This is a genomic window from Solibacillus sp. FSL H8-0523 (genome assembly GCF_038051985.1).
Lineage (GTDB): Bacteria > Bacillota > Bacilli > Bacillales_A > Planococcaceae > Solibacillus.
Window position 1 is genome coordinate 3,175,604 of record NZ_CP150291.1, and the last position, 14,278, is coordinate 3,189,881.

Annotated in this window: 11 protein-coding genes and 1 other annotated feature; of the genes, 3 read left to right on the forward strand and 8 right to left on the reverse strand. The window is 37.6% G+C overall.

The genetic code is table 11. The annotated features are described in order from the left end of the window. The first annotated feature begins 44 nt into the window (after positions 1 to 44). The gene (locus NSQ62_RS15805; protein ID WP_341321094.1) at positions 45 to 860 is read left to right on the forward strand and encodes a cysteine methyltransferase; all 816 of its coding nucleotides are present in this window, start codon (positions 45 to 47) and stop codon (positions 858 to 860) included. Positions 861 to 911: 51 nt separating this feature from the next. On the opposite strand, the gene NSQ62_RS15810 is transcribed toward NSQ62_RS15805, so the two are convergent. The 5 genes from NSQ62_RS15810 to NSQ62_RS15830 all read right to left on the reverse strand — a co-directional run bounded on the left by NSQ62_RS15810 (position 912) and on the right by NSQ62_RS15830 (position 4,191). Then, the gene (locus NSQ62_RS15810; protein WP_341321095.1) at positions 912 to 1,553 is read right to left on the reverse strand and encodes a hemolysin III family protein; all 642 of its coding nucleotides are present in this window, start codon (positions 1,551 to 1,553) and stop codon (positions 912 to 914) included. A gap of 142 nt (positions 1,554 to 1,695) precedes the next feature. Beyond that, positions 1,696 to 2,130: an SRPBCC family protein gene (locus tag NSQ62_RS15815; RefSeq protein ID WP_341321096.1), complete on the reverse strand. Its 435-nt coding sequence runs from the start codon at positions 2,128 to 2,130 to the stop codon at positions 1,696 to 1,698. 85 nt (positions 2,131 to 2,215) lie between these two features. Next, positions 2,216 to 2,755, reverse strand: coding sequence for a hypothetical protein (locus NSQ62_RS15820; protein WP_341321097.1), 540 nt, complete (start codon positions 2,753 to 2,755; stop codon positions 2,216 to 2,218). A 10-nt stretch (positions 2,756 to 2,765) separates the two neighbouring features. Continuing rightward, a complete protein-coding gene (locus tag NSQ62_RS15825; protein WP_341321098.1) occupies positions 2,766 to 3,692 on the reverse strand; it encodes a hypothetical protein in 927 nt (308 codons plus the stop codon). Further along, positions 3,673 to 4,191, reverse strand: coding sequence for a sigma-70 family RNA polymerase sigma factor (locus tag NSQ62_RS15830; RefSeq protein WP_341321099.1), 519 nt, complete (start codon positions 4,189 to 4,191; stop codon positions 3,673 to 3,675). Before NSQ62_RS15830 ends, NSQ62_RS15825 begins: the two co-directional genes overlap by 20 nt. A gap of 355 nt (positions 4,192 to 4,546) precedes the next feature. Here NSQ62_RS15830 and NSQ62_RS15835 point away from each other — a divergent pair, with 355 nt between their 5' ends. Beyond that, the gene (locus NSQ62_RS15835) at positions 4,547 to 6,262 is read left to right on the forward strand and encodes an HD domain-containing phosphohydrolase (protein WP_341321100.1); all 1,716 of its coding nucleotides are present in this window, start codon (positions 4,547 to 4,549) and stop codon (positions 6,260 to 6,262) included. A gap of 59 nt (positions 6,263 to 6,321) precedes the next feature. On the opposite strand, the gene NSQ62_RS15840 is transcribed toward NSQ62_RS15835, so the two are convergent. Next, positions 6,322 to 7,002, reverse strand: coding sequence for a response regulator transcription factor (locus NSQ62_RS15840; RefSeq protein ID WP_341321101.1), 681 nt, complete (start codon positions 7,000 to 7,002; stop codon positions 6,322 to 6,324). Between the two features lie 327 nt (positions 7,003 to 7,329). Here NSQ62_RS15840 and NSQ62_RS15845 point away from each other — a divergent pair, with 327 nt between their 5' ends. Further along, positions 7,330 to 9,825 (forward strand): LuxR C-terminal-related transcriptional regulator, encoded by a 2,496-nt coding sequence (locus tag NSQ62_RS15845; RefSeq protein WP_341321102.1) that lies wholly within the window; start codon positions 7,330 to 7,332, stop codon positions 9,823 to 9,825. A gap of 236 nt (positions 9,826 to 10,061) precedes the next feature. On the opposite strand, the gene leuS is transcribed toward NSQ62_RS15845, so the two are convergent. After that, positions 10,062 to 12,476 (reverse strand): leucine--tRNA ligase, encoded by a 2,415-nt coding sequence (gene leuS / locus NSQ62_RS15850; RefSeq protein WP_341321103.1) that lies wholly within the window; start codon positions 12,474 to 12,476, stop codon positions 10,062 to 10,064. Positions 12,477 to 12,590: 114 nt separating this feature from the next. Beyond that, positions 12,591 to 12,806 (reverse strand) — a binding site (T-box leader). Between the two features lie 209 nt (positions 12,807 to 13,015). After that, positions 13,016 to 14,182, reverse strand: coding sequence for an MFS transporter (locus NSQ62_RS15855; protein ID WP_341321104.1), 1,167 nt, complete (start codon positions 14,180 to 14,182; stop codon positions 13,016 to 13,018). Positions 14,183 to 14,278 lie beyond the last annotated feature (96 nt).

Below are 14,278 nucleotides of genomic sequence, written 5' to 3' on the forward strand. Positions count from 1 at the left end.
CCTAGTATGATAAAAGCTATGTAAACTCAGGAGGCTATAGCACGATGCTAAATTCTGACGCAAAACAATCCAATTTATATTTAGCGGCAGATGAATCGATGCAGATTCATTTGTCCGTTAAAAAAATACGTGACCTAAACAAAGATGAGCTGTCTTTTGCAGTTCGTACATTTTGTTTTCTCGAACAAGAAGATGGCTTTGCCCAAAGTACGCTATTAAAGCTCGTTTTAGGGATTCATAAACAGGGCGATGGCATGACGCTTGCTATTGATTTAGTGGATCTCCCGAATATTTTTCCATTGCAATTAAAAAATATTATTGAGCACCTTCAAAAAAGCCCAGTTTTACTACAGCAGATCACACAGCAGCTTTCGTACATACAGGCGTCTGATAACCGTGAAAATGCCGAACAAGCTGCACGCGCAAAGGAATTTTTTGTTTCCCATACGCAAAGAGGCATTACAAGCTTTACAACAAACCGCCAAGCAACGGAAATGCTGTGGCTAACGAATCAACAACAGATTATTGCAAATATCAGTCCCTTTAAGCTGGATGAAAAAGGCGGGCATATTAACTTTACCGTAAAAATCGGCTTCAAAAATAGTCACTTACTGCAATGCTACGAAGTGGAATGCATGATGCACATGTTCAATGAAGGCGAAAAATTAGGCTATTATTTCGAGCTCTATTTAGATCAAGATAATTATCATCATCAATTAATGTATGAAAAATTACCAGATCAGTTCATGGACAACAAAGCTTTCCTACAACAAATTTTAGTGCAAATGAAAAAACGCAACGAAGAACACTACGATGAATACTTACAAGTTTTAATAGAAAAATTTATCGCGAGTATTTAATAGAAAAGCGCACAAAAGTCGGCCCTCATAAAGAGAGCCGACTTTTGTTCTTTATACATATAAATAAACCGCTAAAAACATTGCTACACTACCGCCCATTACGAATACATGCCAAATCGCATGGTTGTAGGGAATGTTATTGTTTTTATAAAAATACGTCCCGAATGTGTAGCAAAGACCACCCGCAAGTAGTGTTAAAAAACCTGCAATTCCAATATGCGCTAATAATGGTTTTACAACTAAAATAATAATCCAGCCCATCCCGATGTAAACAAGCAGCGATGCCTTTTTAAATCGGTGGACGAAAAATTGTTTCAATAGAATACCCGTTGCTGCTAAAATCCACTGAATCGCAAAAATGGTCCATCCGAGTGTGCCACCAATTGCGACTAATACAATCGGTGTATACGTTCCGGCAATAAGTAAAAAGATTGAACTATGATCGAGCTTTTTGAGGAAATTTTTATGGTTTGGCCATACGTGATACATCGTTGAGGCTAAATACAAGCAAAACATGGAAATGCCAAAAATCACATAACTAATAAGTTCTACCGTCGAGCCACTCACCTGCGCTTTTGCGATCAAAGCTAATGTTGCAGGAATTGTTAACAGCGCGGCGACACCATGTGTTAAGCCATTCCAAAATTCTTCCTTCGCACTATAACCACTTTGTTCCACCATGATTTGAGTCATAAAAAACACCTCTTTCTTACACTCATTATAAAAAAGAAGCGCTTTTTTCCATATGGGAAGATGTCATAGGTTTCATATGATATTTATCATATCGCTATAATAAAAGCCCATTAGAAAAGAGATTCTAATGGGCTCATATGTATTACGCTTGGATGTGACGCGCGATTTTTTCTGTTAAACGTGTTGTGATTTTTGGTAATAACACTTTAATTGCTGGTGTTAATACAGCACCTGATAAGCCACCTGCTGATACTTCAACGATACCTGTCATCAGTGTGCCGCCATCTTTTGCTTCGGCTTTGAATTCGCCGCCACCAGAGAAGTTATCTGAAAGGCCTTTGATTTGAAATTTGATGTTTGTTGGTTCGTTCATTTCAACGATTTTAATCTCTAATTCGATTTTTTTCGATAAGCCCTTGAAATTGCCTTCGAATGTCCAATGCGATGTTTGATCATCGACTTGTTTGTGCTCTTTGTAGGCTGGAACTAATGTTGCCCACTTTTCAATTTTGCTTACGAACGCCCATACTTTTTCTTGCGCTACTGGAATTTGTACTGCATGTGATGCTTGTGCCATCGTGCTACACTTCTTTCTACATAAATCGTTAAATGAAAATCATTTACATCCCTCATTATACTTGAAAATACTGTCGACTAAAGTCTTATTTTTGACGTTCATGTAACATTTGTACAATTGGCTTGAGTTGTTCCATTGAAAACTGATCCACATGTGCTACGCCATCTTCACGAAATGCGACCGTACCAACTTCCATTTGAAACAGTGGCTGTTGTGCAATGAATAGCTCGACGGAAGTGAACAATTCCGGTACATCTAGCCATTCTAACCCCGTTCCATTTAGTTGGATTTTCATGCCGTAATACACGCCGCCCCCCATTTCAAAGCGGTCGAGTAATGTTAGCTTCATGTTCGATAATTCATAACCGTCTGGTACAGTACGAAGCGCTAAATACGCGGCATTGCGCTTTAAGAATGCGGCCTGTTCGTATGTTGTCACAAAGTAAAACACTAATTTATTTCTTGAAGAATACAACTTTTGAATTTGATCGATTTGTAGCGCTTCTACAAGCGCGGGATCGAATTCATAGTCTTGCTCTACCGGAAACGGTTCTCGTGCCGAGTAATCCGCGCTACAGCCTGCTAGTACTACTACACATATCACACTCCATAAAAATCGCTTCACTCTCTCACTCCTAACCAAAATTCATTAAAATCCAAATGTACACTACACCTAATGCAATGATCAGCCAATCAAGCACTTTCTTTTTAAAAGGGGCATCCTCTTTTTGTAAGAAGAATTGTACCCCGATAATCGGTAACACGACTAAAATAAAATGAACATCGATCTGCATGACATACTCATTCACACGTAAATAATACAAATACCCATTAATTACGAGCACCAGCGCAATTGCAATTGAAGTTGATTTCCAATCCTGCTTTTGTTCACGTTTTATTTTCGGCATCTTCAGTAACCGAGCACTAATGATCGCGATTCCAGCCATAACACCACTTATTAAAAAAATACTTACTACACTTAACGTGGAGCGATTTATTTTTTCCAGCGATCGCTCATACGCTTTCGATTCCGTGTGCATCACTTCATATACTAATTTGGTATACACATCTTGTACGAGGTAACGGTCCGTTTTCCGCACAACTTTCAACTTCAGCTGTTCTCCGTTTGACATCGTAATGAGCACATCTTTTGCGCTCCAGTGCTCCATCGACGTTTCAACAAGTTTCATTACCTGTAAGAATTGTTGCATCTCGCTTATATCTTGCACGGATTTAAATTCATGTACTTGTACATAGCGGCTTGAATCTCGCGCAAAAAAACGTGTCTCCTCCGTGTACTGTGTACTAATATAAAATTCATCCACGCTCGCCTCAAGAATTAATCGCTCAAATGGCGTGACCGTTGTGACTTCCTGCTCCACCTGTGTAGGCCCTGTCAAAAACAGCAGTAGTGCTACGAGGACAAACGAAACAGCCGTCAGTGCATAACGCCAGTGAAACGTACGCTTTGTTGCCCTTTTCAATATTTTGTTTTGCAGTGCTTCGTTAAATTTCGGATCAAACCCTAGGGCTACGTCAATATCATCCTTCCATTTCGTCATTCAGCAGCACCTCCCATTCAAAATCCACGAGCAGCGTTTTTAATTTGTCTCGTCCACGCACAAGTCGGGTTTTCACTGTACTTTCACTCACCTGCAAAATATCCGCAATTTCACGAATTTTATAATCATCGTAATAATGTAAGAGCAACACTTCACGGTATTTAATCGGTAGCTGTAGCAAAGCAGCCAGTAATTCGGTTTGCTGCTCTTGCTGAATTTTGATTGCTTCAACAGATGGAGTCCCCGCTTTTGACGGCATAAATAGCTCTACTTTTCGCTTCCAACTCTGCAAATAATCATGACTTTTATGTACCGTAATTTTCACTAAATACGTTTTTAATGAAGAACGCCCTGCATATTGATGGTGCTGCTTGTAGTACGCTAAAAACACATCTTGTACAATTTCCTCAGCAGCAGCCCAATCCTTTACATACAAATAGGCGACGCGTATGCAGTATTCACCATAAGCGTTCATTACTTCCTTTAAATGCTCCGTCACACACCCACCTACTTTATCTATTTTCTATATAGTCTCAGATTCTCGAAAAATAGTTTCATTTTATCTAAAAATTTTTCTAATACGCTTCTTTTCACAGAATTCCACATGAATTCACAAAATTGTAATATTTAGAGTTGATAATAAATCTTTTTGCCTATACACAAGCTAGTTATTTTGATTTTATTATTAAATTCAACTAAATACTTTATACTTAATATTTTTATTCATTTTTATTCAACAAGTTACTTTTTCATTACTATATTTCCAGTAAAAATTAAAATATATCCATTATTGAATAAATTTAACATATAATAAAGTCATATACTGTATGCAACTTAAGTAAGGAGTGTAATGAATGCCGAAAATTGAACAACTTTTGCTTCAAGATATTCAGCCCGGTGATATCCTTGCTGCCGATATCTACGTTGAACGACAACTCATCATGACAAAGGGCAGTCCCATCACAGAAAAAGCAATCGATTTGCTTAAACGAAAAAGTGTGCATTTTGTTTCGATCTATTATAACGAGCAACCAACTGTATTGACGGATTTAGGTCTATCCGCGTTAAAAACTGAACAAGCTACACCAACTGAAAGCTTTACATTTAACTTTGCAACTACGTCAGAAGAAAGCTTCCAAACCTTTGACTTCTATGCGGTATTAGCAGAACTTGATATCGAAATTCGCTACGGACAAATGCTAAAAAATGAAAATAATATTGATTACTTACGTACGTTATTAGACTCCATTTTATCAAATAATGTATATTCTAATTATTTAATGCAATTAAAGAAGTGGGACTACCACTCTTATATCCATTCAATTGACGTGTTTATTATCGGTACGCTGTTTGCACGCCATTTAAATTTAGATAATATCAAACAGCTAGCAACAAGCTATTTACTACATGATATCGGGAAGTTAAAAATCCCGCGCGAAATCTTATCAAAACCTGGTCGCTTAACGATACAAGAGTTTGAAGAGATGAAAACCCATACGATTCAAGGGGAGGCCATTTTCAAGCAAATCGGCTTAGCTGACCTTTCTTATATAGCGAAATCTCACCATGAACGCCGCAATGGTGAGGGCTATCCAGAAAGCGTCCCGACAGCATTTACAGCGGAGCTTGAATTATTGCAAATTATAGACGTATACTCTGCGACTACGATGAAGCGTACTTACCGCGATGCGATGCGTGCAGCTGACGCCTTTAGTTTACTTTATCGTGATGAAGAGCAATTCAACGATAGTCTATTAACACTATTTGTTGACTTTATTGGCATTTATCCTGAAAACTCGATTGTCCTTTTATCTGACGGTTTTCATGGAATTGTTGAAAAAACAAATCCGCAATTCCCAACGTCTCCACGTGTGAAATGTATGGAAACGAACATTTCAATGCATATTTCAATCAATAACGACATCACAATTGTCAAAATGATTTCACACCAATCAGAGGATAAAACAGAGCTATTAAATACCTTTTATAACGAACTTGTCAGCGCAAATGTTGAAAGCGCGAAAAAGACCTATTTAAAGATTGTCGATAACTTTAAAGTAATTGAGTATTTTACGAAAATTTTTATTCCGGTATATAAAATTTTAAATTTACTGCATATGCAAAAAGCCATTTCAGATAAAAAGCATTCTGATGTAATTGGTTATATGAAGCAGCTAATGGAACAAAAAATTACGGAACAAATCGACAATGATTTATATAAAGAAGATGTGTTGATTTTAGTAGATGATCAATTCCAAAAAGATTATTTCTTTACCGTACTTTTAGGCCTTATTCATAATGACCACGTGAAGCCACACATCATGCCATTATCCTCAAGCTTAGATATGATTTTAAACAAGCTCGACACAGCCAATTTCACAACAACTTGTGTGCTGAGCAACGCCAATACCGATACGTTATTACTATCCTATTTACCGAATATGTTTGAAGTACCGAAAAATAAAATCGAAAACTACTTATCTAGCCTGATTGGTGATAATAAGGACGCATTTAACTTCCATTATTTGCTTGAAGATTTAGCAGTCGATAAAGTTCCGGTATTTATATAAACGAACACAAAGAGGACCATGCAACGATGCGTGATCCTCTTTTGTATGAAAAGCCCCTTTTATTTTACTTCAAATTTATAACCAAAGCCTCGAACCGTTTGAATGTATATCGGTTTTGCTGGATTCGTTTCAATTTTTTTCCTCAGCATACTAATATGTACCGTAACCGCCTTTAAATCGACAATTTCATCATAGCCCCATACCTGATTAATAATCTGGTCAACACTTAATACTTGATTACGATTTTCGACAAGATAAAATAAAATTTGCTTTTCTTTTGTAAACAAATGAACTTGCTCACCGTTTTTATAAACACTTTTTTCTTCAAAATCAATCATAATATCATTCACTTGAAGCCTTTGCTTCTTCATGCCTTTGTTCCTTCCTAAATGAGCATTAATGCGAGCAATGACCTCTTTTGGAATAAAAGGTTTTGTAATATAATCATCCGCTCCAACATCAAAGCCCATTAGCTTATCTTCTACCGTATCATTAGCGGATACAAAGAAGATTAACACTTCTGATTGTCGTCGAACGTCACGTGCAAAATCGATTCCTGATCCATCAGGCAAATTTACATCCACAAGCATTAAGTCAATTGTATGTGCCGTAAATTGAATTTTAGCTTCATCAATTGTTTTTGCTTTGACAGTACGGTGTCCAGCATTTTGTACATATAATGATAACACTTCTAATATATCTGCATCATCTTCAACTATTAAAATCGTCGCTTCCTCCATTAGTATTCCTCCACTTTCTGAATTTTCTATTTATCTAATATATAATAATATTTCATAATGTAAGACCTCGGCTGATGAACGAATAACATCGTTAAACATAATAGTGTAACGATTGAAACTATTTTTTCATTGTCCTTCCTCTTCGTTTTAATTTCACTTACCTTTTAATCTTATTCAATCCCTTTTACTATACTCACGTCAATTTTCACTGAATACTGACAAATGTTAATTTTTTAAACTATATCTTTTAATCTACAAAAAAAATAAGATACAATAGATAGTATATATGTAAAATTTGTGAAATTACTTAAATCCGAGGTGGACGTAATGATAAAACTGTATTCAACACCGAAAATCCAAATGCCCGTGTCACATGCAGATATAATTGACAGACCCAGACTGCTTTCTTTACTTCAGCAAGCTCACCATAAAAAACTAACCGTTATTCGAGCGCCCGCTGGATATGGTAAAACCACATTAGTGCTGCAATATTTTTATTCGCAAAATAAGCCAGTCGCATGGTTTTCAATTGATAAAGAAGACAATGATCCAGTACGTTTTTGGACATTTTTTTGCCATGCAATAGATCAGGCACATGGGCTTAGTGACCTATCCTCTTCGATGAAATCACTTATTCAATCACGTGAGTCCTATACAAATGGCTTTTTTATCGATAGTTTACTGCTAGAGCTATCGCATATTGAGACGCCTTTTTCTATTGTATTAGACGATCTACATATTATTGAAAACCCTATTATTTATAAAATGGTGGAAAATTTTATCGAATATTTACCAAGCCACATCCATTTATTTATTACAACAAGGTCTACCTTACCGCTCCCCACTACAAAATGGCATGTAAAGCAAATTATTAATGAAGTAAATACAGACGACATACGCTTCTCCCCGTATGAGGTTTTGCAATTTTTACATAATACGTCATTAACACATCATGAGGTAGAGGCGATTCATTCCAAAACGGAAGGCTGGATTTCAGGCATTATATTAATGCAGTTAAATGAAAATAACAGCTGGAATAAGCGGTTACTTGAAAATCAGCGTTATACATCTCAATATTTATGGGAGGAAATGCTTCACAATCTCCCACCTTATATTCAACAATTTTTAATCAAAACGTCCATTCTTCCTCTACTTGATATTGATTTATGCAATGCACTTACACATCGCACAGATAGTTTTGATATATTATCAGATTTGGTGGAAAAAGGCTTATTTATCATTCAAAATGACGGAGAAAAAACTACATTTCGCTATCATCATTTAATGATTGACGCCTTGCATACACAATTGCATAAACAGTTTACCCAAGATGAATTACTACAGTTAGCATTGGAAGCAGCTCAGCTCCTGTACCATTCAGAGGATATTGCCGCTGCTATCGAGCTTTCATTACGGTTTCAGCTGTATGAGATAGCGCATCAATGGTTAATGATTCATTACTTATATTTTTGTCAAATGGGGCAATTAACTACCTATCTACGCTGGTTACAGGTATTGCGCACGCATGTTTCACAAGTAGATTTTAATTTGTTAGTAACTGGCTATAATATTGCCATTACGATAAATGACACAAATACAGCAACATCCATAACACACGAATTAGAGGCACTACACGAGAAAAATGGCTGGAAGGAAAAAGCAGAACATGCGGAAATCTCGTATACATATGAGACAACAAAGGCGTATTCTATGATTGCAAACCGTAAAAATGTAAATGACGTATTAGCAATCTTGTTTAAGCAAGTTAAAGAGCCTATTGCCACCGATCATATATTGCCCTCACCTTTTGTGTATAATCCATTAGAATATACATTATTACGAACAAATTTAGCTGGAAAAGGTAATTTACCATCTATAGAGGATACAGAAAAAATCACCTCATTATTCCAGCAAACAAAATTCCAAAATTTGTATGTTTCGGCATTTATCACAGGAATTGCAGCTGAAATCTATTTTGAACGCAATCATTTTTCTTTAGCCAAAAAGCATATGGACTTGGCGCTAGAATTTGCTCATACGTACGATGATGCGAGCTTATTTGTTCCTATGTATATATTAAAAGCGAAGTTAGCCATTGCTAAACAACAATTTACACAGGCAAAAAGTATTTTACACGTAGTTCAACAATTAAATATCGAAAAGCAATGGACCTATTTTATAAAAATAACGGAGGCGTATTGTTTTATACAAGAAGGACAACTATTGCAGGCAGAGGAGATTTTAGAGGGCCATGCATTACAGCATCCATACTGGCATTTAACGCATGCAAGGTTAAAGATAAAGCTAGAGCAATATGACAGTGCACTACAATCGATTATAAAGGTGAAGTTAGAGGCGAAGATGAACGAGCAAATTGCTACTTGGCTTGAGGCCACTACGCTAGAGACAGTTTGCTACATAGCAAAAGGTGAACATGATGAAGCAGCAGTGATATTTGACGAAGTAATGGAAAAGGCTGCAACGTATTTTTACAGTCGCTTACTCGTACAGGAGCCATTATTACTGCCTTTATTACAACAATATGTAACCAATGAACAACTAGCTAGCCACTGGTCCATTGATTCAACCGAGTACATTGCGTTTATCCAGCCGTTTATAAGTGATAAAAAGGGGATAATTGACATACTTACCCCCCGCGAAATATCAATTTATGAATTGCTATGTAATGGTTTTTCTAATCGTGAAATTGCTGAAACGTTGAATCTTTCTGTTGGAACAATTCGAATTTATTTATCAACAATTTATGGGAAATTAGGTGTCAACTCACGTACACAGGCTATTTTAATGAAGGCAAAAATGTAATGCCTACTAATGTGTGCTGAGTATAAAACAGCTTAGATAATTAACAACAATTTAATCATCTATATAAAAAATGCACTGAAAAATCTAACCTAAATTAGATTTCTCGGTGCATTTTACTATTCATTATACTAACGCCAACCAAGCCACTGCTTCACACTATAGTGAATGCTGGCATTGATAGTTATCAATGTGATGTAGCTGATTCTTACAAAAAATAACTAGACAGTAACATAAAATTATTTTACAACAATATTTACTAATTTACCTGGGATGACAATGACTTTCACGATTGTTTTTCCTTCAATAAATTCTTGTACTTTGCTATCTTCAAGTGCAACTTTTTCTAATTCTTCTTTAGAAACGTCTTTTGCTACTGTTACTTTCGCACGCACTTTACCTAATACTTGTACAACGACTTCGATTTCGTCGTCTACAAGCTTCGATTCATCGAATGATGGCCATTCTGCATACGTAATAGTACCTTCGTGCCCTAAGATTGCCCAAAGCTCTTCTGCCACATGTGGTGCAAGTGGGGATAATAATTTTACAAAGCCTTCTGCGTATTCAGTTGGAATCACTTCTGCTTTGTAGCAATCATTAATGAATACCATCATTTGTGAAATCGCTGTGTTGAAACGAATACCTTCGTAATCGTCTGTCACTTTCTTCACTGTTTGGTGGTACGCTTTTTCTAAGTTTTTATCGTCAGACACTTGGACTTTATCAGCTAATTTGCCTTCTTCTGTCACGAATAGACGCCAAATACGATCTAAGAAACGACGCGCTCCGTCAAGACCATTTGTGCTCCATGCAACAGATGCCTCTAATGGACCCATGAACATTTCGTATAGACGTAATGTATCGGCACCATGAGACTCGATGATATCATCCGGGTTAACTACATTCCCTTTAGATTTCGACATTTTTTCGTTACCTTCACCTAGAATCATCCCTTGGTTGAATAACTTTTGGAATGGCTCTTTCGTGTGAACAACACCTAGATCATAAAGGACTTTATGCCAGAAGCGTGCGTATAGTAAGTGAAGTACTGCGTGCTCCGCGCCACCGATGTAAATATCAACTGGTAACCAACGTTTTAATAACTCTGGATCCGCAATTGCTTTGTCATTTGTTGGATCGATATAACGTAGGAAGTACCATGAAGAACCAGCCCACTGTGGCATTGTATTCGTTTCACGACGACCTTTTAACCCTGTAACTGGGTCTACAACATTTACCCACTCCTCGATGTTCGCAAGTGGCGATTCACCTGTACCTGAAGGACGGATATTTGTTGTTTTTGGTAACTCAAGAGGTAGTTGATCCTCTGGAATCGTTGTCATTGTGCCATCTTCCCAGTGAATAACTGGAATTGGCTCGCCCCAATAACGTTGACGTGAGAATAACCAGTCACGTAGGCGATACGTTACTTTCTTTTCACCAACCGCATTTTCTTCTAACCAAGTGATTGCCTTAGCAATCCCGTCTGCTTTGTTTAAGCCGTCTAAGAATTCTGAGTTAATGTGAACACCGTCACCAGTGAATGCTTCTTTATCGATGTCGCCACCTTCAAGAACCGCTGTAATTTCTAGGCCGAACTCTTTCGCGAATTCATAGTCACGCTCATCATGCGCAGGAACCGCCATAATTGCACCTGTACCGTAAGTTGCTAATACATAATCCGCGATCCAAATTGGCACTTGTTTGCCGTTGATTGGGTTCACTGCATAAGCGCCTGTGAAGACACCTGTTTTTTCTTTCGCTAAGTCTGTACGTTCTAAATCAGATTTTAGTGAAACCTTTTCAAGATACGCTTCTACCGCTTCTTTTTGCTCTGGAGACGTAATTTGTGCAACTAATTTATGCTCTGGTGCTAGTACACAGTATGTTGCACCAAATAATGTATCTGGACGTGTTGTAAATACCTCGAAGTCTTTGTCTGTGTTTGCAACAGTGAATTTCACTTGTGCACCTTCAGAACGGCCGATCCAGTTACGCTGCATATCCTTAATTGATTCAGGCCAGTCAACGTCTAGTAAGTCGTCGATTAAACGGTCTGCGTATTTTGTAATACGTAGTACCCATTGGCGCATTGGTTTACGCACAACTGGGTGACCACCGCGTTCAGAAAGACCATCGATTACTTCTTCGTTTGCAAGTACTGTTCCTAATGCTTCACACCAGTTCACAGCCACTTCGTCCACGTAAGCTAAATCCATTTCCACTAATTTCGTGAAAATCCATTGCGTCCATTTGTAGTATGAAGGATCTGTTGTGTTAATTTCACGATCCCAGTCATATGAAAAGCCTAGCTCATTAATTTGACGCTTGAATGTCGCAATGTTTTTAGCAGTGAATTCTGCTGGGTCATTTCCTGTATCAAGTGCGTATTGCTCTGCTGGTAAACCGAACGCATCCCAACCCATTGGATGAAGTACGTTATAACCTTGCATACGTTTGAAACGAGAAAGGATATCTGTTGCTGTGTAGCCTTCTGGGTGACCTACGTGAAGGCCTGCACCTGATGGGTACGGGAACATGTCTAATGCGTAGAATTTTGGTTTTGATTCGTCATTTTCAGTTTTGAATGTTTTGTTAACATCCCAAAACGCTTGCCATTTTTTTTCGATTTGCTGATGATTAAAGCTCACAATATTTCCTCCTTTTAAATACGATTGATTGCGCTGTAATGTAGTATTTCTTATTCACTTTAAAATTAACTGAATATTTGAACAATAAAAAAATCCCGTCCCCATCTTATAAAAGACAGGGACGAGAGATATTGTTAACTCCCGCGGTACCACCCAAATTAGTGACACAGCACTCAGCTTGTAGATTCTTAACGCGAATTCACGGCTTTCCTTACTAAAGTTCAGAAAAGCATACTCCGAGGCGAGTTCAATTTATCACTTACTAGCTTCCACCAGCCGCTAGCTCTCTAAAAAGTGAAACCATCTACTATTCCTCATCACAGTTCAATTTATTGTTATTCCATTCATTTTAATGGAAAGCTGGTAAAAGTACAAGTGCGAGATTGGTTACGAATTGCAGAGGTATCGTATAAAGTTTTACTTTTATTATCGGTGGGCTACCGCACGACTGCTATAAAGCCACGTAATATGTTAAAGTGCCGCTATGGATATTACAGCCGCTCCGCTTTCGCGAGGCGACCAGTTACTAAATAATTTAGTTAACTTTCTAGATTTTTTAAGCTCCTATCATATAGAAGACATGGAATAATCGCGAATACTAGTAAAATCGATAAAATGATCATGAGCACCTGCATACCGTACATATCGACCATGAAGCCGCCAAACACGGGACCGATCATGCGGCCAATCGTTGTAGCGCTGTTCACTAAGCCTTGATAAAAGCCTTGCTGTCCAGGTGGCGCAAGTCGATTAGCTATTAATGGAATGACGGGTGTAAAGAATACTTCACCAAACGTTAAAATAATCATTGCCGCTGCAAACATTTTGAAGTCCCCTGCAAAATAGACCACGATAAATGACAGAGACATTAACACTAAACCAAGCACTAATTGATGCTTAATTTTATTTTCCCAACGTTTAATAAGTGGGCGGATAATTGGCTGCACTGCGACAATCAAAAATCCATTTAGCGTCCAAAGTAAGCTATACTCAGACAAGCTCATCCCTAGCCCTTGTGTATAAGAAGAAATCGTCGCGCTCCACTGTGAATAACTTAACCAACATACAACAAGTGAAATACTTAAAATACCTATCGCTAGAATCGGACCTTTTTGACGTCCTTGCTCGTCTTTTCCAAGCGATTTTGTTGTGACATCTCGCTGATCAAAGCGTTTGTATGTCGTTAGGACAAGTACGAAAAACACCGCATAGAAAAATAAGTTTGCACTAAATACATAATCAAATATAAAATCTGCAATAATCCCAGCAAGTGCAGGACCAATCGCCACCCCGACATTATTTGCTAAGAAAATCGAGTTAAACGCCTTACGCCCACCTTCTGGCCACGCACTTCCGGCAATCGCATAAATCGCTGGATACACAATCCCGCCACTAAAACCGAGCATTGCTAAAAAGATGACGTATTGTGGCCAATCATGCCACAACGTTAATAAGGTAATCGAACACAAATTGAGCACGACCCCAATTAAAATCGCTTTATAACCACCTAATTTATCAAATAAAAAACCACCAACTAAATTACCAAACACCCCTGCTAACGAATTTAGCATCAGTACGACTCCAGCAACCGTTAATGACTTTCCTAAATGGTCATGAATATAAATACTATTTAAAGGCCATAAAAATGAATTTCCAACTGTATTAATAAACGTGCCAAGTATTAAAAACCAAACCTGTTTCGGCACAAAATTTCCTCCCCCAAAAAATTACTCAAGCAACAATTTTATTCCTATTACTAGAAATGTACAAGAAAAAAGATTTTCTATTAGTAGAGTTCCTAG

Bases quoted from the DNA above. Each gene is read 5' to 3' on its own strand.
- NSQ62_RS15805 (WP_341321094.1), top strand. From the start codon at position 45: ATGCTAAATTCTGACGCAAAACAATCCAATTTATATTTAGCGGCAGAT.
- NSQ62_RS15810 (WP_341321095.1), bottom strand. From the start codon at position 1,553: ATGACTCAAATCATGGTGGAACAAAGTGGTTATAGTGCGAAGGAAGAA.
- NSQ62_RS15815 (WP_341321096.1), bottom strand. From the start codon at position 2,130: ATGGCACAAGCATCACATGCAGTACAAATTCCAGTAGCGCAAGAAAAA.
- NSQ62_RS15825 (WP_341321098.1), bottom strand. From the start codon at position 3,692: ATGACGAAATGGAAGGATGATATTGACGTAGCCCTAGGGTTTGATCCG.
- NSQ62_RS15835 (WP_341321100.1), top strand. From the start codon at position 4,547: ATGCCGAAAATTGAACAACTTTTGCTTCAAGATATTCAGCCCGGTGAT.
- NSQ62_RS15840 (WP_341321101.1), bottom strand. From the start codon at position 7,002: ATGGAGGAAGCGACGATTTTAATAGTTGAAGATGATGCAGATATATTA.
- NSQ62_RS15845 (WP_341321102.1), top strand. From the start codon at position 7,330: ATGATAAAACTGTATTCAACACCGAAAATCCAAATGCCCGTGTCACAT.